The 17,877-nt window shown below is 72.3% G+C and carries 24 protein-coding genes; 9 read left to right on the top strand and 15 right to left on the bottom strand.

The genetic code is table 11. The features are described 5' to 3' along the window. Nucleotides 1-10: 10 nt before the first annotated feature. A complete protein-coding gene (locus ACWGH0_RS31410; protein ID WP_453407665.1) occupies nucleotides 11-949 on the bottom strand; it encodes a LysR family transcriptional regulator in 939 nt (312 codons plus the stop codon). Between the two features lie 116 nt (nucleotides 950-1,065). On the opposite strand from ACWGH0_RS31410, the gene ACWGH0_RS31405 reads away from it, so the two are divergent. After that, nucleotides 1,066-1,815 carry an SDR family NAD(P)-dependent oxidoreductase gene (locus ACWGH0_RS31405; protein WP_453407664.1) on the top strand — a complete coding sequence of 250 codons (750 nt, stop codon included), beginning with the start codon at nucleotides 1,066-1,068 and terminating at the stop codon, nucleotides 1,813-1,815. A 183-nt stretch (nucleotides 1,816-1,998) separates the two neighbouring features. Here the strand turns inward: ACWGH0_RS31405 and ACWGH0_RS31400 are convergent, their stop codons facing one another. The 3 genes from ACWGH0_RS31400 to ACWGH0_RS31390 all read right to left on the bottom strand — a co-directional run bounded on the left by ACWGH0_RS31400 (nucleotide 1,999) and on the right by ACWGH0_RS31390 (nucleotide 3,449). Further along, nucleotides 1,999-2,481, bottom strand: a complete 483-nt coding sequence (locus ACWGH0_RS31400; protein ID WP_453407663.1) for an MSMEG_6728 family protein — start codon at nucleotides 2,479-2,481, stop codon at nucleotides 1,999-2,001. Between the two features lie 118 nt (nucleotides 2,482-2,599). Next, complete coding sequence (locus ACWGH0_RS31395) at nucleotides 2,600-2,890, bottom strand: hypothetical protein (RefSeq protein ID WP_453407662.1); 291 nt, start codon at nucleotides 2,888-2,890, stop codon at nucleotides 2,600-2,602. Then, entirely contained in the window at nucleotides 2,874-3,449 is a 576-nt protein-coding gene (locus ACWGH0_RS31390) for an RNA polymerase sigma factor (protein WP_453407661.1), read from the bottom strand. Before ACWGH0_RS31390 ends, ACWGH0_RS31395 begins: the two co-directional genes overlap by 17 nt. 226 nt (nucleotides 3,450-3,675) lie before the next feature. On the opposite strand from ACWGH0_RS31390, the gene ACWGH0_RS31385 reads away from it, so the two are divergent. After that, nucleotides 3,676-4,509 carry a M55 family metallopeptidase gene (locus ACWGH0_RS31385; RefSeq protein ID WP_453407660.1) on the top strand — a complete coding sequence of 278 codons (834 nt, stop codon included), beginning with the start codon at nucleotides 3,676-3,678 and terminating at the stop codon, nucleotides 4,507-4,509. A 33-nt stretch (nucleotides 4,510-4,542) separates the two neighbouring features. Here ACWGH0_RS31385 and ACWGH0_RS31380 read toward each other — a convergent pair whose 3' ends face one another. From ACWGH0_RS31380 to ACWGH0_RS31370, 3 genes are all read right to left on the bottom strand, one after another. Then, nucleotides 4,543-4,875, bottom strand: coding sequence for a hypothetical protein (locus ACWGH0_RS31380; RefSeq protein ID WP_453407659.1), 333 nt, complete (start codon nucleotides 4,873-4,875; stop codon nucleotides 4,543-4,545). A 93-nt stretch (nucleotides 4,876-4,968) separates the two neighbouring features. After that, nucleotides 4,969-5,568: a hypothetical protein gene (locus ACWGH0_RS31375; RefSeq protein WP_453407658.1), complete on the bottom strand. Its 600-nt coding sequence runs from the start codon at nucleotides 5,566-5,568 to the stop codon at nucleotides 4,969-4,971. After that, nucleotides 5,565-6,788 (bottom strand): M20 family metallopeptidase, encoded by a 1,224-nt coding sequence (locus ACWGH0_RS31370; protein WP_453407683.1) that lies wholly within the window; start codon nucleotides 6,786-6,788, stop codon nucleotides 5,565-5,567. The genes ACWGH0_RS31375 and ACWGH0_RS31370 overlap by 4 nt, the downstream gene beginning before the upstream one ends. Nucleotides 6,789-7,041: 253 nt before the next feature. Between ACWGH0_RS31370 and ACWGH0_RS31365 the strand changes: the two genes are divergently transcribed. The 4 genes from ACWGH0_RS31365 to ACWGH0_RS31350 all read left to right on the top strand — a co-directional run bounded on the left by ACWGH0_RS31365 (nucleotide 7,042) and on the right by ACWGH0_RS31350 (nucleotide 9,576). Further along, nucleotides 7,042-7,995 carry a LysR family transcriptional regulator gene (locus ACWGH0_RS31365; protein WP_453407657.1) on the top strand — a complete coding sequence of 318 codons (954 nt, stop codon included), beginning with the start codon at nucleotides 7,042-7,044 and terminating at the stop codon, nucleotides 7,993-7,995. Between the two features lie 317 nt (nucleotides 7,996-8,312). Next, nucleotides 8,313-8,621, top strand: a complete 309-nt coding sequence (locus ACWGH0_RS31360) for a hypothetical protein (protein WP_453407656.1) — start codon at nucleotides 8,313-8,315, stop codon at nucleotides 8,619-8,621. Nucleotides 8,622-8,715: 94 nt separating this feature from the next. Next, nucleotides 8,716-8,904, top strand: coding sequence for a hypothetical protein (locus tag ACWGH0_RS31355; RefSeq protein WP_453407655.1), 189 nt, complete (start codon nucleotides 8,716-8,718; stop codon nucleotides 8,902-8,904). 123 nt (nucleotides 8,905-9,027) lie between these two features. Beyond that, entirely contained in the window at nucleotides 9,028-9,576 is a 549-nt protein-coding gene (locus ACWGH0_RS31350) for a GNAT family N-acetyltransferase (protein WP_453407654.1), read from the top strand. 387 nt (nucleotides 9,577-9,963) lie between these two features. On the opposite strand, the gene ACWGH0_RS31345 is transcribed toward ACWGH0_RS31350, so the two are convergent. The 4 genes from ACWGH0_RS31345 to ACWGH0_RS31330 all read right to left on the bottom strand — a co-directional run bounded on the left by ACWGH0_RS31345 (nucleotide 9,964) and on the right by ACWGH0_RS31330 (nucleotide 11,980). Further along, nucleotides 9,964-10,332, bottom strand: a complete 369-nt coding sequence (locus tag ACWGH0_RS31345) for an ArsR/SmtB family transcription factor (RefSeq protein WP_453407653.1) — start codon at nucleotides 10,330-10,332, stop codon at nucleotides 9,964-9,966. Next, nucleotides 10,329-10,775 (bottom strand): SRPBCC domain-containing protein, encoded by a 447-nt coding sequence (locus ACWGH0_RS31340; RefSeq protein WP_453407652.1) that lies wholly within the window; start codon nucleotides 10,773-10,775, stop codon nucleotides 10,329-10,331. Before ACWGH0_RS31340 ends, ACWGH0_RS31345 begins: the two co-directional genes overlap by 4 nt. Before the next feature lie 144 nt (nucleotides 10,776-10,919). Beyond that, on the bottom strand, nucleotides 10,920-11,417 hold the full coding sequence (locus ACWGH0_RS31335; RefSeq protein WP_453407651.1) for a cupin domain-containing protein: 498 nt from the start codon (nucleotides 11,415-11,417) through the stop codon (nucleotides 10,920-10,922). Nucleotides 11,418-11,506: 89 nt separating this feature from the next. Next, nucleotides 11,507-11,980, bottom strand: a complete 474-nt coding sequence (locus tag ACWGH0_RS31330; protein WP_453407650.1) for a hypothetical protein — start codon at nucleotides 11,978-11,980, stop codon at nucleotides 11,507-11,509. A gap of 191 nt (nucleotides 11,981-12,171) precedes the next feature. Here ACWGH0_RS31330 and ACWGH0_RS31325 point away from each other — a divergent pair, with 191 nt between their 5' ends. Together ACWGH0_RS31325 and ACWGH0_RS31320 are read left to right on the top strand one after the other, a co-directional pair. Beyond that, the gene (locus ACWGH0_RS31325) at nucleotides 12,172-13,179 is read left to right on the top strand and encodes an NAD(P)/FAD-dependent oxidoreductase (protein ID WP_453407649.1); all 1,008 of its coding nucleotides are present in this window, start codon (nucleotides 12,172-12,174) and stop codon (nucleotides 13,177-13,179) included. 244 nt (nucleotides 13,180-13,423) lie between these two features. Continuing rightward, nucleotides 13,424-14,089 (top strand): GOLPH3/VPS74 family protein, encoded by a 666-nt coding sequence (locus tag ACWGH0_RS31320; protein ID WP_453407648.1) that lies wholly within the window; start codon nucleotides 13,424-13,426, stop codon nucleotides 14,087-14,089. Nucleotides 14,090-14,364: 275 nt separating this feature from the next. Here ACWGH0_RS31320 and ACWGH0_RS31315 read toward each other — a convergent pair whose 3' ends face one another. Then, complete coding sequence (locus tag ACWGH0_RS31315; protein ID WP_453407682.1) at nucleotides 14,365-14,613, bottom strand: DUF5133 domain-containing protein; 249 nt, start codon at nucleotides 14,611-14,613, stop codon at nucleotides 14,365-14,367. Between the two features lie 293 nt (nucleotides 14,614-14,906). Here ACWGH0_RS31315 and ACWGH0_RS31310 point away from each other — a divergent pair, with 293 nt between their 5' ends. After that, a complete protein-coding gene (locus ACWGH0_RS31310; RefSeq protein WP_453407647.1) occupies nucleotides 14,907-15,638 on the top strand; it encodes a phosphodiesterase in 732 nt (243 codons plus the stop codon). Nucleotides 15,639-15,675: 37 nt separating this feature from the next. Here ACWGH0_RS31310 and ACWGH0_RS31305 read toward each other — a convergent pair whose 3' ends face one another. From ACWGH0_RS31305 to ACWGH0_RS31295, 3 genes are all read right to left on the bottom strand, one after another. Next, nucleotides 15,676-16,161: an ATP-binding protein gene (locus ACWGH0_RS31305; RefSeq protein WP_453407646.1), complete on the bottom strand. Its 486-nt coding sequence runs from the start codon at nucleotides 16,159-16,161 to the stop codon at nucleotides 15,676-15,678. A 169-nt stretch (nucleotides 16,162-16,330) separates the two neighbouring features. After that, nucleotides 16,331-17,008: a hemerythrin domain-containing protein gene (locus ACWGH0_RS31300; protein WP_453407645.1), complete on the bottom strand. Its 678-nt coding sequence runs from the start codon at nucleotides 17,006-17,008 to the stop codon at nucleotides 16,331-16,333. Between the two features lie 79 nt (nucleotides 17,009-17,087). Then, nucleotides 17,088-17,537, bottom strand: coding sequence for a DUF4383 domain-containing protein (locus ACWGH0_RS31295; protein WP_453407644.1), 450 nt, complete (start codon nucleotides 17,535-17,537; stop codon nucleotides 17,088-17,090). Nucleotides 17,538-17,877: the final 340 nt, after the last annotated feature.

The following is a 17,877-nucleotide window of genomic DNA, read 5'->3' as shown; positions in this document are numbered from 1 at the left end:
TCGAGACCTGTCAGCGATGGACGGCCGCGGTCGGCGTCGGTGCGGCCGGCAGTGCGAGCCGGGACGTCAGTTCCTCGACGAAGGCGTCCACGTGGGGCGGGTGCGGGCCGGGGCGGGTGGCGCAGTACCAGGTGCGGGTGAGCGGCCGGGCGCCGATGCGGACCAGTGCGACGCCGTGGGACGCCGCGTACGGCGCGGCCACCCAGCGCGGCAGGACGGCGACGCCCTGCCCGCCCGCGGCCAACTCGACGACCAGGTCGGTGACCAGGGGGACGGTGGTGATCCGCGCGGGCCGTGCCTGCGGAGGGATGGGCGGGGGGACGGCGGGGATGCGGTTCGGGTCGTAGACGTCGTAGAGGACCAGGTGCACCTCGTCGAAGTCCCGGGCGGTCACATGCCGACGCCCGGCCCACGGATGCCCGTCCGGCACCACGGCGACCATCTCGTCCTCGAACAGCGGGGTCAGTTCCACCCGGCCCATCTGCACGTCCGGCGTGGTGACCAGGGCGACGTCGACCAGGTCGGCGAGGAGCGCCGGGATCGGCGCGTCGTCGGCGACCATCTCGATCCGCACCTCGGCTCCCGGTTCGCGCTCCCTGAACGCGCGCAGCACGGGGGGAAGCCACTGGAAGGTCGTACTGCACTGGGCGGTGAACCGCACCCGGCGCTCGCGGCCGTCGCGCATCTCCCGCAGGTCACGCGTCGCGGACTCCAGCTCGCCCACGACACGCTGCGCCGTCACCAGCATTCTGCGGCCCGCCGCGTTGGGTACGAGGCGGCGTCCCATCCGGTCGAACAGCCGCATCCCCAGGCGCTCCTCCAGTCGGGTCAGCCGCTGACTGAGGGCCGGCTGGCTCACGAAGAGCCGTTCGGCTGCCGCCGTCAGCGAACCGGCCTCGGCCGTCGCGGTGAGGAGCTCCAGGTCGCGCACGTCCACTTCGACATCCATAACGCTGGATTATCACATGCTTCAATATCCGTCGTGGTGTTATGAGTTCGCGGCTCGTACGTTTCTGGTGTCGCACCGACGTGCGAATCCACCCCGCCCCGAAAGGCCGACGACTCATGACCGATTCCAGCACCCGCCGCCGTACCGCCCTCATCACCGGCTCCTCCAGCGGCATCGGCCTTGACGTCGCCCGCGCCTTCCTGGCCGACGGGGCCAACGTGGTCCTCAACGGCCGGGACGCCGACCGTCTGGCCAAGGCCGCCGCCGGGCTCGGCCACCCGGAGCGCATCGCGTGGTCCGCCGGCACCATCGCCGACCGGGCGACGGGCGAGGCGCTCGTACGGACCGCTCTCGACCGCTTCGGCGGCGTCGACGTACTCGTCAACAACGCCGGCACCTTCGCGCCTCGCCCGTTCACGGACGTCACGGAGGAGGAGCTGGACGGTTTCCTCACCCACAACCTGAAGGGCACCTACCTCACCACGCAGACCTTTGTCCGCGCGGTACGCGAGCAGGGGCGTGGCGCCGCCGTCGTCAACATCGGCACCGTGCTGGTCGAACACGGGCTGGCCGGGTACCCGGCGTCCGCACCGGTGGTGAGCAAGGCGGGCGTGCACGGGCTGACGGTGAGCCTGGCCGCCGAGCTCGCGGCCGACGGCATCCGGGTCAACCTGGTGGCGCCGGGCATCATCCGCACCCCGCTGCACGCGGGCGCCGACGTCGACGCCTTCGGCGGTCTCGCGCTGCTGAACCGGGTGGGTGAGGCGTCCGAGGTGGCCGAGGCGGTCCTCTACCTCGCGGACGCGCGGTTCGTCACGGGCCATGTGCTGCGTGTGGACGGCGGGCACGTCACCGGCCGCTCCTGAGGCAGCAGCGCCCCGGACTCCACGGGCACGGCGCCCACAGGGCCCGGGGCGGCGGACCTTTCACGCAACGCACCGCTGCCGGTGCCCGCGCCTGCCGCGGGCGCGGGCACCGGCACCGTCACCGGCCGACGCCTCATGGCGGGCGCGGAGTGGCGCGGGCGCGGGCACCGGCACCGCCGCGCGTCATGCCGGTCCTGGTTCCGGGTCGCGGTCCGACCTCGGCCATACGTACGGCAGGTCGTCCGGCACGCCGGGGAACCGGTCGCCGTAGAACTCGGGGTCCTTGCGCACCAGCGCCGACTGGTGACTGCGGTGGAAGTCCTTGGCGCCGAACCAGGGCGGAACGTCCCCGTCCGAGGCCAGTCGCTCCTGGGAGCGCACGGTGACACCCGGCATCCACGCCATGAAGTCGCTCATCAGAGTGGCGGCACACGTGTCGGCACGCCCCTCCATCGTCCACACCCGGCACATCTCCAGCCCGTACCGGACGAGCGCCTCTTCGTAGCCGGCCCACATGCGGACCGCTGGATGCCTGCGCCAGCCGTATCCCGGCACGATGAGCCCCCGGAGCACCTGCAGCGCTTCCACCCGCTGCTTGCCGAGCCGCCGGGGGTCGAGCACGGCGGCCGATTCCGCGAAACTCTCAAAGGGAAGAAAAGTCTGCATATGTGCTGTCTACCCGCAGACCTTTCCGTGTGCCGCCCGATCGTCCGTCGTGTACGTCGAATACCCCCCCCTCCCCCTTGTGTGCGCAGCGCTCCCGGCCCCGCGCTCCGCGCCGACGTCACCGCTGTGCGTGCTCGCGGTGTCCGGCCACCGTCAGCGTGCACTGCCCGTCTGCGCAGGAGCGCTTCAGACGGCCGCGCGACACGGTCTGCGCCAGGCCGATGGCCCAGCACATGGGGCAGCCGCGCAGCGCCAGCACACCGACCGGCAGCAACAGCAGGCTCAGCGGGCCGGTGACCGGGAGCAGTACGAACGAGCCGATCAGCCCGCCGAAGCCCACCACGCCGCGGGCGAGGTGCCACGGCAGGGACGAACTGGCGAAGTTCGGCCCGTCAGTTTTCGTTTCCATCGCGGTCGCCTCCAGGAGCCGGGTCGGGTGTGGCGCGCAGTGTGTCCCGCACCGTCGCGCGGGCGCGGTGCAGCCGTGATTTCATCGCGGCCGTGCTGAGCCCCAGGGCGTCGGCGACCATCCGCCCGCTGTGGCCCTGGATGTCCCGCATGATCAGCACACGGCGCTGGTCGGCGGGCAGAGCGGCGACGGCCGCCGCCACTGCGCCCGCTTCCAGTCGCTGGAGGACCTCGTCCTCCGCCGAACGCGCGGTGGAGTCCAGCAATGCCGGCGTGCTGTCACGCAACATCGTTCGCGCGCGCCGCAGGCACTCGTTGCGGACGATGCGGAACATCCACGACGCCAGAGCGCCGGACGCCCGCAGTGTTCCGATCTTGCGGTACAGGATGATCAGCGCTTCCTGGGCCGCGTCCTCCGCGTCCTCCGAAGTGGCGCACAGGGAACGGGCGAACCGCCGCACGTTCGGGTGCGCACCCGACACCAGCGCCGTCAGTGAGTCGACGTCACCGCGCTGGGCCGCGGCGACCAGTTGGTCACCGGGCCACTTCCAGTCAGCCACGCGCGCGACCTCGCTTGCGCACTACGACGAACCCGCACGTGCAGAGCAGCACGGCTCCGACGGCCACTGCGATACCGACGATCATGACAACCTCCCGTTTCTGCCGCGGCGTTGCGCCGACGAGCACAGGTATAAGAGGCGCGGTCCGTCCCAAAGGATTCAGCCTGCTCGACGAAATCTCCCGCCACCGGGTTCGGGGGGGCGGCCCCGCGTACAGTCCCGCTCCATGAAGATATTGATCTCTGTCGACATGGAGGGTGTCTCGGGAATCGTTCATTCCGCCGAGACGAACCCGGACCGCCCCGACTACGAGCGCGGCCGGGCCTTGATGACGGCCGACGCGAACGCCGCGATCGCGGGCGTCCTTGACGCCGAACCCGACGCCGAGGTGTGGGTCGCCGACGCCCACGGGCCGTTCCGCAACATCCTGCCGGAGGAACTCGACCGGCGGGCGCACCTGGTACGGGGCAAACCGCGCCCCCTGGGCATGCTCGGCGGGCTCGACGAACACACCGACGCGGTGCTCCTCGTCGGCTACCACGCCCGTGCCGGTGCCGGACCGGCAGTGCTGGCGCACACGATGAACGACAGCATCCTCGATGTGCGCGTGGCCGGGCGTTCCCTGGGCGAGATCGGTCTCAACACCGCCATGGCCGGGCACTTGGGCGTGCCGGTCGTGCTGCTCAGCGGCGACGACGCGGCCTGCGACGAGATGTACGGCCTGGTCCCCGCCGCGGTGACGGTCCCGGTCAAGCAGGCGCTCGGTCAGCTTGCCGCTGTCGCCCTGCACCCGGCGGAGGCCCGGGAGCGGCTGCGCCGGGCCGCCGCCGAGGCCGTCGCCGCGCGTACGGCGGTGGCGCCGCTGACCATGGAGGGGCGGCTCCAGGTCGAGGTCGACGTACACAGCCCGTACATGGCCGAGCTGGCGACACTGGTGCCGGGCGTCACGCGGACGGAGGCCGGGAACGGCCGTACACTCGCCTTCACGGCCGCCGACTTCGCCGAGGCGTATCGGCTGGTCCTGCTGCTCGTGCAGCTCTCCGGCATCATGCCCCGCTAGGCCGCCTCCGACAGGCGGGGGCGACGAGCGGTCTCAGTTGGAGAGGGAGCGGGCGAAGCCGGCCAGGTTCCGTGGGCAGGCCCATGTCTCCCGCGACATCCCGCCGCCGTACCACGACCGCTCTCCCTCTCCGCCGGACCGGATCTCTCCCCCGGCCAGGGCCGCTTCACGCGCGGCGTCCCGCTCCGGACGGGCGAGCATCTCCAAGACGCCGCGGAGGATGTCCGGCTCGGCATCAATCCACTCGTCGATGAGGCCGTCCCACTCGGCCGGGGTGGCCGGCGCCGGAGTGGGGGGCAGCTCGTCGTCGTACCGGTCGTCGTCCGTCTGTGTCGTCTCCGTGTTGGCCGGATCAGAGGATGACACGGAGGTCTGACACATCACCCGTGACCACCGGCACGGTGATGTGAGCAGCAGCGGTCGCGTGCCCTCCCCCGGTGCGCAACCACGACCGGGGCTTCACCGCTTCGCCTTCCACGGATCCGCCGGCGGCTTCAGGCCGAAGGTGCGGTCGAGGCGCGCTTGCGCCGCTTTGAGACCCTTGATGCCCCTGTCGAACTCTCTCCACCCCCGGTGCGCCTGCTCGGACTGCTCCGCCGAAGGGAACGCATAAGGGCGCGGCGACGAGGCGAGGACCTCGCGCGCCCCGCTGCCGAGATGTACGACGGCTTTCGACCAGGCGGTTCGAATCGCGGGATCGGCGATGTCGCCGTACGCCTCGGCGGTCGGAATGGTGTCGAAGAGGGGCCCGAAGTCGACGTGCACGGTGCCCACTGAACTGGGCTTGCGACCGGCCTGGACCTTCGCGGCCTCGCTGATCAGGCTCACCATCACTGTCTCCCCTCCGGTCTCGTACCACTCGGTGACGCTGTCCGCGATCTGTGCGGCGGTGGTCGGCGTCGGCGTGGCGCTCGGGGTCGTCGGATCCGCGGCCGGCGCGCTGGTGCGCGTCGGCCCGGCGGCCGGTGTGGCCCCGGAGTCACCGCCCGAACAACCGGTGAGCGAGACGGCGGTCACGACGGTGAGCAACAGGGCTCGGGCGGGTACGAAACGGTTCATCGCAGGCTCCGTGTGATCAGTTCGGCGAGCAGACGGGCCCGGGGGGCCATCCTTGCCACCTCCACGTATTCGTCGTCCGCGTGGGCGCCCGCACCCACCGCACCCAGCCCGTCCAACGTCGGGCACCCCACGGCCGCGGTGTAGTTGCCGTCCGATACGCCGCCGACGGCCGTCCCGCGCAGTGGGCCCTGCCCCAGCTCCCGTGCGATCCGGGAGGCGAGGGCGAACAGTTCGGCCGAGGACCCGGGTTCCATGGGCGGCCGTCCGCCGCGGTGCAGCACCTCAAGCCGGGCCCCGGGGGTGCGCGGTGCGAGCCCCCGGACGAGCGCGTCGATGTGCTGCTGCGCGGCGGAGGTCGGTACGCGTACGTCCACCGCGATGCGCGCCAGCGCCGGCACCGTGTTGGGCGTGCTGCCGGCCGACAGCAGGGTGGGGGTGACGGTGGTGGCGCCCAGGTCCGGGGACGATGCCCCAACTGCCGCGAGCACACTGCCCGCACCACATGCGACACCGGCGTCCAGGCCTGCTCCGGGCGCGGCACACCGGGCGGAGCCCGCGCCGACGGCCGGGACGGCGGGCGCGGAGGCGTGGGGACCGGAAGGCACCGACGCTCCCCACGAAGCGATCGCCAGCACCTGGTGAGCCGCCTCTACCGCGGCGTTGATCCCCTGCGCGGGGTCCAGCCCCGCATGTGCGGCCCGCCCGTGCACGATCACCTCGTACCGCGAACTCCCTTTACGCGCGGTTTTCAGCGCCCCGTGCGCGTCGCCGGACGCCTCCAGCACGAACGTCGCCGTACTCCCCCGCGCGGCCTCCTCGATCAGCTCGCGCGAGGTCGGGGAGCCGACCTCCTCGTCGCCGTTGACCAGTACGCACACCCCGTCCGGTGAAGGCAGGGACGCCAGCGCGTGGAACATCTGGACCAGACCCGCCTTCATGTCGAGCACACCGGGTCCCCGCGCGATCCCGTCGGCCACCGACCACGCGCGGGTCTCCACCGTGCCCACGGGCCACACCGTGTCGTGGTGCCCGAGCAGGAGCACCCGGGGCGTACCGAAGACCCAGCGCACATGCGTCACCCCGTCGATCACGACGGCCTCCGGCTCCGCCCCCAGCAGCCTCGACCCGAGCGCGCCGACGGCCTCGGCACTCCGCGCGACCGCCGCGTGGTCCTCGGAGAACGACTCGCAGCGTACGAGCGCCTCCAGGTCGGCGAGCATGGCCGGCGACGCGCACACACCCTCGCGGGTCACCGGTCTCGTCCTGTCGCGACTGTGCGTTGCGGCAACATGCTTCCTCCTCGGGCGGCACCGGTGGTCGACCCTCCGGAGTGGTCGGCGCGGCCGTGTCCGTACGCCCCCCGTCGGACACGGCCGCCCCACCGACGCTAGGACGAGGCGATACATTCCACCAGCGACCGGATCGGATGGCGGCCATGCGTCTTGGTTATGGGTCGGGGGAAGGGGTGGGGTCATGTTCGAGACCGATGCTCTGCGGCTGCTGGTCACGGTGGCCGAGACGGGGTCCTTCACCAAGGCGGCGATCCGCCTCAACTACACGCAGTCGGCGGTCTCCCGGCGCATCGCGTCGCTGGAACAGGCGGCAGGCGGGCCGCTCTTCGAACGGCTTCCACGCGGTGTACGGCTGAACCCGGCGGGCCGTACCCTGCATCGCAACGCCCTGGAGGTCCTCGACCGCCTGACGCGGGCGCGGCGGGAACTGGCCGTGCTGCACGCCGGACACGGCGGGCTGCTGAACCTGGGAGCGTTCTCGACGGCCAACATCTCGTTGGTACCCGCCGCCCTGCGGGCGTTCCGGCAGGCCAGGCCGGACGTGGAGGTCATCGCGGTCGAGGGCCGCAGCGGCACGCTGACGGCGCGGCTCGCGGACGGGGCTCTGGACCTGGCCGTCGTCAGCGACTACCCGTCCGGACTGCCCTCGGCCGACGGCGTCACCACCACCCCGCTGTGCGAGGACGAGCTGCTCGTAGCCCTGTCGCGGGAGCACCGCCTGGCCGGAGCCGACGTAGTCGATCTGCGTGAACTGCGGGACGAGGCATGGCTTCAGGACGCGTACGGCGACCGCCCCACCATGCTCGCCGACGCCTGCGCGCGGGCGGGGTTCACCCCCAGGAAGATCATCCGTATCGCGGAGTGGACGGGCAAGTTCGGTTACGCGGCGGCCGGGCTCGGGGTCGCGCTGGTCCCGTCGCTGGCCGCCTGGGCGGTCCCGGACGGACTCGCCCTCTGCCGGCTCACCGACCCGGCGGTGCGCCGCACGGTCCACGTCGCACTGCCCGCCGCTCCGCTGCCGGCGGCGCTCACGCTGCGCGACCTGCTCCGGGACGGCTGCCGCCAGCGGTCACTCCCGCCCCGGACGACGGCATCCCCCCGTTCCGGCGACGGGGGCGTGCGGTGGAACGCGTGAGCGGCGGGTGGACCGGTGGCCATGCGTAGCCGATCGGCTCGGCACCGTGAGCCGCGGCACGGCTCCTCCCCGCACCCGCCCCGGGTGATCCGGACCGGCAGAGGCGCACCTGCGCACCGGTCCACGTCGGTGCCTCGCCGGGCGTCCGCCATTCACCCGTTCGCCCGTTCGCCCGTTCGCCCGTTCGCCGATTCCAGCAGGTCGGCGTCATTGAATCCCGCAGGCCGGGCACCCGTTCCCCGGAGGACCACAGTCGAGGAACGGTGCGGCGCCGGTCGGCCTCGGGGCCGGCTCGCGAGCACCGGGACAGGTACGACATGCCACGCACCAAGCAGTACGCCGTCGCCGCCTCCGGGCAGTGGACCGACGAGGAGGAGGGCAGGCGCCGCCTGCCTGCCGGGGAGGTCCACGCCTGGGAGCCGGGCACGAATCAGACCGTCTGCGGTCTGTCCCTCAGCCGCTCCCAGCTGGCGCGCTTCTCGCACGTCGCCTGGCAGGACACCTTTCCGGAGTCCGGCGGCGCGGCGGACCGCGTCCAGCTCCAGTGTCCGCGCTGCGCCTCAGTCGCGGGCCGCCGCGGCACCGACGCCCGCCCCCGGTGGCACCGCACCAATCCGCGACCCTGAGCGCGCTCACCCCCTCTCGTCCGCACGAACACCTCGCCGCGCACGCGCGGGACATCCGCGCGGTCAAGGAGGCCAGGTTCGCGGCCGTCGGCGAGTGGCTGCGGCCCCGCATCATGAAGCCGGCGAGATCGCGCCGCTGCCCGCGCCCGTGCTGGAAGTGCTGGTGATGGGTCCCGTCGAGGAGACCGCACGGCGCTGGCTGGCCAGTACGTACGACATCGATCTCGATCAGGCGGCCCGTATCCTCCCCGACCGGATCCTGCGATCGCTGCAACCGGACTGACGGGCCACGGCTCGCGCACGGTGAGCCGTGGGGTGTTGGTGTCGGAGTTCTGAGCGTCGATCACCACGGCTGGTGCGGTGGGTACCAAGGAGTCGGCGAACCGACGGCCACTAACGTGGGGCCATGCTCACGATGCCGCCACGAGTCGAACTCTGCCCGCTCACCCTCGCCGACCAGGACGAGTTCTGCACGCTCGTGCGGGCCAGTGCCGACTTGCACCGGCCGTTCATGCAACTGCCCGCGACCGCCGAGGAGTTCCGGGTCTGGATGCGCCGCTTCGACGACGGCACCAACCGGGGTTTCCTCGTCCGTGTCCGGGAGACCGGAGCGGCCGCCGGCACGGTCAACATCAACTCGATCATCAGGGGCCGCTACCAGGGAGCGTCGCTCGGCTACGCGGCCTTCGCCCCGTCCGCAGGGAACGGGTACATGACCGAAGGACTGGCCGTCACCCTGCGGTACGCCTTCACCGAACTGCGGTTGCACCGGCTGGAGGCCAACATCCAGTCGGCCAACAAGGCGTCCCTGGCCCTGGTGCAGCGGCTGGGCTTCCGCTACGAAGGCGTTTCGCCGGCCTACCTCTACATCGACGGGGACTGGCGGGACCACGAACGCTGGTCCATCACCGCACCGGACCCCTGGACTCCCGATCCCTCCCTGCCGGAGGTCTGAGTCGCACGGCGCCGCTGCCGTGACATGCGGCTTCGTGTCGCGGCTCGTCCAGCCAGGCGGTGTACCAGTCACCGAAGTCGGGGCCCGGCCGGAAACCGCCCCAGTCCATGTCGTACGAGCAGACCTGTGAGCACGCGGCCCACGGGTACGAGCTCGGTCAACCGGAACGGTGTGGCCAGGTGACCGGGCTCGCGGTCCCGTCGGCGCTCGGCCACCGACGCCCACTCGTCCCAGTGCTCTTCGGGTCCCGGGGCGAGCAACGGCAGGGTCACACCGGGACGCTGTCCGCAGCGTTGGGACGGTGGGGTGGCGGGTCGAGGCTCCAGGTGCCGAGGGCGTGGTGTTGTGGGGTCCGTGGCCTGATCTCCACGTCGGGGTGTGCCGTGCTCAGTCGGGCCGCTCCGTGCCGGGCTCCCGCTCCGCCGCCTCGGCGATGCGCTTGATCTTCGCCAGCTTTCGGTCCCAGTCGGTCGCGAGCGCGGACATCCACCGCGCCGTGGCGTCCAGCGCCGCCGGGCGCACCGCGTAGCGCACCTCGCGGCCCACCCGGCCGCTGGTGACGAGCCCGGCGGCGTCCAGGACGGCGAGGTGCTTGACGACCGCCTGACGCGAGACGGGAAGCGGCCCCGCGAGTGTGGTCGCGGTCGCCTCGCCCCGGGCGGCGAGCAGGTCGAGGAGCCGCCGCCGCGTCGGGTCGGCCAGCGCGGCCAGTACGCTGTCGACGGCCTCGCCGACGGCCCCCGGTTCGCCCGTCATACGGATGGCTGTTCGGCGCGCTTCTTCAGCGCGTCGAGGACCTGCGGCCAACCGCCGGTGTTGTCCTCCACCGCCTTGCTCCGCAGCTCCTCGGAAGCGGCCAGTGCCGCGAAGCCGCTCTCCACCACACGCAGCCGCGTTTCGTCGCCCTGCCGGGTCAGGGTGAACTCCACGAGGGTGCTGTTGTCCTCGCGCAGTTCCTGTCCCGGGAACGCACTGGCCCAGCGGTACGCCAGGTACGTCGGTGGCTCGACCTTCTCCACCCGCACCGGGAAGTCGCCGTACTCGGCGTTCTTCGCCACCATCGACGCGCCTTCCTCGGCCACGGTGCCGGGCAGGCTCGCCTCGTCGGCCACCCAGAAGCCGGGCTGGGCCACCAGTGTCCACACCCGCTCCAGGGGGGCGGCGATCAGCGTCTCGCGTTCGATCCGGTCCTCGCTCATGGGGAACTCCTTCGTCGGCGTTCGTCGGCGTCCATTGATGCAACTCCAGGGTTGCACGACGAGCGGTTGTCACGCAACCTACGAGTTGCACATGAGGCTAGAGGTGACGCCAGTCGGGTGGTGGGCCGTACAGCCCGCAGGTCGTTACCCGGGCAGACGCTCCCCGCACCGGCCGCAGAACAGGGCGTCCCCCTCCGTGGCGAGGCGGCCGCAGGCGAGGCAGACCCGGTCGAGCAGGCAGGGCGCCTCGCCCCCGCCACCGCTCGCGTTCCGGATGGCCAGGCCCGCACGGCGGCGGTGCGCGCTGAGATACACCAGCCCCTCGCCGCCCGCCGCCAGGGACCGGCGGGTGCCGTGCGGAAGCCACACCACGCACCCGGGCCGCAGATCGTACGTTCCGCCGTCCGTTTCGAGGCGTCCGCTGCCGTCCGTCACGTACAGCAGCACGTCGAGATCCGGTTCGACGGACGCACCGACGTCGGCGCCGGCCGGGAGGCGGACCACGTTGGCGTCCAGCTGGCGGCCCTCCTGGTCGAGCCGCCACAGGGCTCCGCCCCGGCCCGGGGGCAGGTCGTGCAGGAGTTCCGGCAGGCGTGCCGCCACGCCACCGGCCGTGGCCTTCGCCGCTTCACTGGACTCCACCGCACGGCCTCCGTTTCGCCTGGGCGGCCCGGCGCGGATCCCGCGGGGGCCGCACACCATCTTCCCCGCGTCGGGCGCGCCGGCGAAAGTCAGGACGGCCCGGTCCGCCCGCCGACCCGCTCCGCCGTCGGCGCCGGGCGGACACGGGTACGGGCGCGCAGCGCGAAACCGCACCACCCGACAGTGGCCACCAGCGCCGCGGCCGCCATGGCGGCGAGCACCGGCGCTTCCGGCCGCCACCCCAGCGAGAGCCGGGTGCCGAGAATCGTGAGCACGGCCGCCACCCGGCCCGGGGCGTAGACCGGCGTCCTCGCGGCGGCCGCTCGCAGTGCGGCCGCCACCACCAGGCCGATCGCGGCCCAGGCCGCGAGGTACGGCCACACCGCACCCGGCGCGGCGGACGGCATCCCGTACTCCTCGGGGCCGATACGGAAGAGCGCGCTCGCCCAGCCCACTCCCACCGCGCCTACGGTGATGCCCGCCACCCACACGGCGTGTCGCCACAGGGGGCCGGGCCGCACGGTCTCCTCGGAGTCGTCGGGCCCTGAGTCGAAGAGTTCCATCATGCCCAGGGAGACGCGGTCCCGTGGCCGTACGTTCCCGAGTGCTCCCGAAGTGGGGTGCCCGCGAAAGGCTTTGGCGGCGCACCGAGGCCACCGCCCCGACACCTGCGGCCGCACTCGTCTTGCGGTATCGGCAAACTTGATTGCCGTACCGGGCCGGCGGTGCGACGTTGGGCGAGGAGGTGGTCACCATGACCCGCGGAACTGAGAACGAGCGGCCGGACGCCGTCGAGAACGCGCACCCACACGCACACGCACACGAGGAGTACGCCGCCTACGACGTGGTCGTCGTGGGCGGTGGAGCGGCCGGTCTGAGCGCGGCGCTGGTCCTGGGCCGCTCACGGCGCAGCGTCCTCGTCGTGGACGCGGGCGAGCCCCGCAACGCCCCTGCCGCCCGCCTTCAGGGCTACCTGACCCGGGACGGCATGCCGCCCGCGGAGTTCCTGGCAGAGGGGCGCCGGGAGCTGGAGCGGTACGGCGTTCGGCTGGTCGAGGACGAGGTGACGGAGGTACGTCCGGACGGCGACGGCGAGTTCGGGATCGTCCTTGCGAGCGGTCGGCCGGTGCGCGCGCGGCGGGTCGTGGTGGCCACCGGCCTGGTCGACGAGCTGCCGGACATCCCCGGCCTGGCCGGGCTCTGGGGAAGCGACGTACTGCACTGTCCCTACTGCCACGGCTGGGAGGTACGCGACCGGCCCCTGGCGGCGCTGGCCTCTCCGGTCTTCGGGGCACACCAGGCCCTCCTGCTCACGCAGTGGTCGAAGGACGTGACGCTCTTCCTGCACACGGTCCGCGACCTCCCGGAGGCCGAGTGGGGGCAGTTGGCCGCCGCGGGAGTCGCCGTCGTGGAGGGCGAGATCGCCGGACTCGAAGTGGCGGACGGCCGGTTGTCAGGGCTGCGCATGGCGGACGGCAGGGTGTTCCCCCGGCCCGTGCTGTTCGCCGGCGGCCTCCCGGTGGCGAGGGACGCCCTGCTGCGCGCACTCGGCGCCGAGACGACGGAGACGCCGATGGGTCACTACCCGGCGGTCGACACGACGGGCCGTACGAGCGTCGCCGGGGTCTGGGCCGTCGGGAACGCGACGGGCCCTGCCGAGCAGGTGATCAACGCCGCGAGCGCGGGGTACCGGGCCGGCGCGGCGATCAACGCCGATCTGCTCTTCGGCGATCTGGAACGCGCGGCCACGGCCGCCCGGTAGCGGGGTCACGCGCAGAACACACGCGGGGAGCCGCCCGGTCCGGCGGCCCGACGGCCCCGCCCGACCCGCCGCCGTCGTCAGCGCGTCTCACCACGGCCGGCCGGCCCTCGCTAGTCCTCGTCGGCCCTCACCCGGACGGAATCGGCGGCCGTGGGAACCCGCAGGCACGTCCGCCTGTCTAAAAGGTCGGCACGACACCGTCCGAACCCGGACCGGAACGCCGACCGATCGAGGGGAACACCGCATGGCCGTCACCCTGGCCGAGGAGATCATGCTGCTGTCGCTGGACGACGACTCCGGCGCCGCCAAGGAGCGCCAGGCCGCCGGATGGGCGGTCGCCGGAGGCATTCTGCTCGACCTGGTCCTCGCCGGCCGCGTCGGCGTGCGGGACGGCCGGGTACGTGTGACGGACACGGCGCCCACCGGGGTCCCGCTCCTCGACGGCCGCCTGGCGCAGATCGAGGTCTGGACCGACCGGCGGACGAAGGCCCCGAAGGTCGCCGACTGGCTGACCAGGGACCACTCCAAGGCCGTGCCGGCCACGATCGACAGCCTCCGAGACCGGGGCCTGGTGAGCGAGGAGGACCGCAAGGTACTGGGGATCTTCCCGGTCCGGCGCTATCCCGAGGCCGACGGATCCGTCGAGCGCGAACTGCGGGCCCGTCTCACGGCGACCGTCGTGCAGGGTGCCGCTCCCGACGACCGCACCGCGGGTCTTGTGGCCCTCGTGCACGCGGCCAACCTGCACCGTCTCGCTTTCCCTGACGTCCCGCGCAACGAGATCAGGCCGAGGATGGAGAAGATCGCGGACGGCCAGTGGGCGGGCGACAGCGTCCGCGAGGCGATCCGGAACATGCGGGCCGCGATGGCCGCGGTCACAGCCGCCACCGCTGCGGTGATCATCGGATGACCCGGCCGGGCGCGACACCGTACGAAGGCGCAGGCCGCGCACAGTGGTAGAAGCCGGCCGTAGTCGGACGGAAGCCGGCAGCCATCGGCGGGCGGAGATGACCGGCGCCGGAGGCAGGGAGCCCATCTGGTGGCCTCTGCACGGGAGTTGCGCAGACACTCCGTGATCGGCCGTACGGAACGCCGGGCAAGCGGTGCCGGGGTGAGGACGGCGACCGCGTCGCGCGCGGGCGGGGATGTGCTGCCCTCGCCCGCGAACGCGGTGACACCGTCGGGTCAGGCCGCCAGCGCCGTGTCGGACGCCGCGGACGGCTCGGGCGCCGCCTCCGGCTGCCGGGTGCCCGCCAGGATCTCGTCGGCGGCGGCGATCGCGTCGGCGACCGAACGGGTCCCGGTCACCACACACAGGGTGTAGCTGACGTCTTCCAGGTCTCGTTCCCACGCCGGCTCGCTCTTCTGCGCCAGCGCGATGCGCGCGCTCGCGTACCGGGCAAGCAGAGACCTCACATAGCGCCGATCGGGCATCAACACGGCTACCGCCCCTCCAGTCATCCTGCGGAAGTGCCGTACGAATGCCCCCCATGACCGCACTTATTCCCCTCTCGTCACTCGTGGCGCAGCGGGTTGCAGCGACACGGCGGGGCATATCGCCGCTCTGACCGCCACCCGGCCCGGGGGCGTCCGTGATGCCCCGTGTGCTGTTCCGTGTGCACCCGGCTCACGGGGGTACTCCGGCAGTCGTTCCCGGTCCTCGGGTCCCTGTAGCCCCACCGCCCCGCGATGTCCGCGGGCGGTGCACGCAGCGAAAGCGAGCAGCCATGAGCGGTCACAGCGACACCCCTGGCGGCGACCGCACGGAGCCGGGGCGGTCCTGGTCGTGGACGGTCGCCCGGTGGGTGGCCGAGCGGAGGCGGGGACCGGCGCTGCATCCCCACGGGGTGGTGTGCGGCGGCACCCTCGAAGTGCACGCGCCGGAACAGCCGTGGGGCGAGCCGTGGCTCGACCGGGCCGGCCGGTACGACGTGCTGGTGCGGTGGTCCCGTGCCGCCGGCCTTCCCGGGCGGCTTCCGGACGGGCTCGGCCTGGCCGTGCGCGTCGTGGACGCCGGTGGGCCGGGCCGTCCGCTGGATCTGCTGTTCACCACCAGCGGCGGTGGCCGCTGGACGCGGCACCTGCCGCTGCCCAGGCGGCGGGCGCTCGCGGGTCCGTACTCGACCCTCCTCGCCTACCGGCTCGGTCACCGCCGGCGTGTGCTGCTCGCGGTGCCGGTGGCCGGTTCGCCCGCCGTGCGCGGCGACCCGGGTTCCCTGCGCGCCGCCCTGCGGCGCGCGCCCCTCTCGTTCGAGCTGCGCGCGGCGCGCTCCGGCGAACCGGCGGCGCACATCGCGAGCCTGACGATTCTCCACGAGACACCGCGCGCCACCGGTGGCCTTGCGTACGACCCGTACCTGCACCACCTGCCGAAGCTGCACCCGACATCGCGCCTCAGCGGGCTCAGGAAAGCGGCCTACCGGGGGTCGCGTACCGGACGGCGAGCGGGCGGGCGCTGACCCCGGTCGTACGACACCACGAACGCTGCCGGGGCGTTCAGCCGACGAGTTCCACCGGGACCCGGGCCTTGACCCGCTTCCCGATGGGCTCGCGCCACGCTTCGAGCGCCCCGCACAACGCGCCGACGATCTCCAGGCCGTGCCCGCCGACCCGGCCGGGATCCGCCGCGCGGGCCACCGGCAGCACCGGATCGCTGTCCCACACCGTGATCTCCAGGGCGTTTCCCGCGAGCTCGACGCTGAGGACGCACGGCCCGGGAGCGTACTTGCAGGCGTTGGTCACCAGCTCGCTGACGACCAACTGGGCGACACCGGTCACGTGTGACGAGATGTCGAGTCGCCTCTCCTCCCGCAGTCGGGCGAGGAAGCCGACGACGAAGCGCCGGGCGTTTCCGATGTCCTCCGACGTGCCGTCGTAGGCCGCGCCGGCCCACGCCCGGTCGGCGGGGGTCGCGGCGTCCCGGGGCTCGTCTGCGGCAGCGCGCTCGGCCAGTGGATTGCGAAGATCCGGGTCACCGTTCATGGCTGACCGTCTGCCCCGGCCGCCTCTCGTTAATCAGGGCGGGAAAAATCCTTCTGAGTACCCAGGAGAACCACACCTAGTCACGCGAAAATCGCGGCGGTCCCCCGGGGCGTCGGCGAGCGCGTCCGCACGGGCCGGCGGGTCCGTCCGGACGCGTTCGCCGGCCGGGTCAGCGCAGGCGGCGTACCGCCCTGCCGACCAGCCACACGACGAGGACCCCGGCCGCGGCCACCGCCGCCTTCCGTCCGCCCGGCGCGCGTACGCCGGCGGGCAGGAGGTCGCGGGCCCGGTCGAAGGCGCTGAGCGGGACGCCGGCGACAGCGTTGCCGGGCGGCCGGCGCGACACCGCCGGGTGCGGGTGGGTGGGGGCCGTGCGGCGTACGGTCTCCCACGCCGACCCCAGCGTCCGCAGGCGGGCGCGGTCCAGTGCCTCCTGCAGCCGCGGCAGCAGCAGGTCCTCCTCGTCGCGGATGTCCTGACGAATCAGCGCGAAGGCCCGACGCACCAGTGCGTCGTGGGCGGGGTCGGCGGGGTCCGTGCGTTCCATCTCGGCGACCAGGTCGTTGATCTCCTGGTGTTCCTCCTCCACCCTGGCGGTCAGTTCCTGACCGTCGTGTGCCAGTCTCCGCAGCGCCGGCCACAGCACGACCTCTTCGGCGAAGGCGTGCGTGAAGGTCAGCTGGACGATGTCCTTCAGCGTGGCCTGCCGTTCCGCCGCTGTCCCGGCGCCCGATTCGTAGAGGTTCATCAGGCGGTCGAGTTCTTCGTGGTCACGTCGCTGTCGCGCCAGCACACTGGCCTCGCCGCCGAGTTCGTGGATGCTCTGCTCCGCGATCGAAAGTGTCATACCGTTCTCTCCCTCGGCTGTCCTCCGCCGCGCAGTAGAGCGGCGGAGGACCTGGGTCGGGGAACGCGGGCGGTCCCGGTCACCTGCCCACAGGCCGACGGCGGGTGAGGAGCACGCCGAGGGCGATCATGCCGAGGCCCAGGACGAAGTGCAGCCAGTTGTCCGCCGAGTTGACAGGGACGAAGTTGGCTGAGCTGTCGTGGTCGATGAACAAGCCGTACAGCCACAGCACGAGGTAGATGAGGCCGCCGCCGATGAGGTAGGTACGGGCGGTGGAGGCCGCGCGTGCCATGGCGACACCGGCGATGCCGAACAGCAGGTGCACGATGTTGTGCAGGATCGACACCTGGAAGACGCCGAGCAGCTTCGCCTCCGAGTGGTGCTCGGCGAACTTCATGGTGTCGTAGTCGGTGGTGATACCCGGAATGAAGCCGAGGACGCCCACCAGGAGGAAGACTGCCCCGACCAGCAGCGCGGCCTGCTGTACCGGGCTGCGGGTGGTGGAAACCGGACGATGCTGGGTGGTCATGACCCAGTCCCTTTCTTCCCGAAGGCGGCCGCTGTCGCCGCCCTTCCCGTTGCTCAAGGCGTCGGTTACCCCGCGCTTGCCGCGTTAGCCGTACACGACAAACCCCGGGTCCGCCACGGGCGGAGCACTACACACCAATCGAATTCCCCTCACACACGCACGAAACCTATAATTTCGGTCATCCTGTGGCGCATGGTCCGGTACTACCGCTCGTGACGGCGGAAGCACCATGAGGAGTGGGCGCGCGCTAGTGTCATGCGCCTGAAATCCAAGGGCTAAGTTTGTATCCTGTTGCAATGTCGCCGGGTCCTCGTGCCGTTGAAGTCTGCGTGTCTGATGA

This window comes from Streptomyces sp. NPDC054887 (assembly GCF_053610585.1).
The sequence above is the reverse complement of the archived record's forward strand: the minus strand, read 5'-3'. Positions and strand labels throughout refer to the sequence as shown.

Excerpts from the sequence above, each read along its gene's own strand:
- ACWGH0_RS31370 (WP_453407683.1), bottom strand. The coding sequence starts at position 6,788 with ATGCTCGCCGACCTGGAGGCGCTCGTACGCTGCGAGTCGTTCTCCGAG.
- ACWGH0_RS31400 (WP_453407663.1), bottom strand. The coding sequence starts at position 2,481 with ATGCAGACTTTTCTTCCCTTTGAGAGTTTCGCGGAATCGGCCGCCGTG.
- ACWGH0_RS31405 (WP_453407664.1), top strand. The coding sequence starts at position 1,066 with ATGACCGATTCCAGCACCCGCCGCCGTACCGCCCTCATCACCGGCTCC.
- ACWGH0_RS31395 (WP_453407662.1), bottom strand. The coding sequence starts at position 2,890 with ATGGAAACGAAAACTGACGGGCCGAACTTCGCCAGTTCGTCCCTGCCG.
- ACWGH0_RS31365 (WP_453407657.1), top strand. The coding sequence starts at position 7,042 with ATGTTCGAGACCGATGCTCTGCGGCTGCTGGTCACGGTGGCCGAGACG.
- ACWGH0_RS31340 (WP_453407652.1), bottom strand. The coding sequence starts at position 10,775 with ATGAGCGAGGACCGGATCGAACGCGAGACGCTGATCGCCGCCCCCCTG.
- ACWGH0_RS31305 (WP_453407646.1), bottom strand. The coding sequence starts at position 16,161 with ATGAACGGTGACCCGGATCTTCGCAATCCACTGGCCGAGCGCGCTGCC.
- ACWGH0_RS31330 (WP_453407650.1), bottom strand. The coding sequence starts at position 11,980 with ATGGAACTCTTCGACTCAGGGCCCGACGACTCCGAGGAGACCGTGCGG.
- ACWGH0_RS31410 (WP_453407665.1), bottom strand. The coding sequence starts at position 949 with ATGGATGTCGAAGTGGACGTGCGCGACCTGGAGCTCCTCACCGCGACG.
- ACWGH0_RS31300 (WP_453407645.1), bottom strand. The coding sequence starts at position 17,008 with ATGACACTTTCGATCGCGGAGCAGAGCATCCACGAACTCGGCGGCGAG.
- ACWGH0_RS31360 (WP_453407656.1), top strand. The coding sequence starts at position 8,313 with ATGCCACGCACCAAGCAGTACGCCGTCGCCGCCTCCGGGCAGTGGACC.
- ACWGH0_RS31320 (WP_453407648.1), top strand. The coding sequence starts at position 13,424 with ATGGCCGTCACCCTGGCCGAGGAGATCATGCTGCTGTCGCTGGACGAC.
- ACWGH0_RS31315 (WP_453407682.1), bottom strand. The coding sequence starts at position 14,613 with ATGCCCGATCGGCGCTATGTGAGGTCTCTGCTTGCCCGGTACGCGAGC.
- ACWGH0_RS31345 (WP_453407653.1), bottom strand. The coding sequence starts at position 10,332 with ATGACGGGCGAACCGGGGGCCGTCGGCGAGGCCGTCGACAGCGTACTG.
- ACWGH0_RS31385 (WP_453407660.1), top strand. The coding sequence starts at position 3,676 with ATGAAGATATTGATCTCTGTCGACATGGAGGGTGTCTCGGGAATCGTT.
- ACWGH0_RS31310 (WP_453407647.1), top strand. The coding sequence starts at position 14,907 with ATGAGCGGTCACAGCGACACCCCTGGCGGCGACCGCACGGAGCCGGGG.
- ACWGH0_RS31350 (WP_453407654.1), top strand. The coding sequence starts at position 9,028 with ATGCTCACGATGCCGCCACGAGTCGAACTCTGCCCGCTCACCCTCGCC.
- ACWGH0_RS31325 (WP_453407649.1), top strand. The coding sequence starts at position 12,172 with ATGACCCGCGGAACTGAGAACGAGCGGCCGGACGCCGTCGAGAACGCG.
- ACWGH0_RS31375 (WP_453407658.1), bottom strand. The coding sequence starts at position 5,568 with ATGAACCGTTTCGTACCCGCCCGAGCCCTGTTGCTCACCGTCGTGACC.
- ACWGH0_RS31295 (WP_453407644.1), bottom strand. The coding sequence starts at position 17,537 with ATGACCACCCAGCATCGTCCGGTTTCCACCACCCGCAGCCCGGTACAG.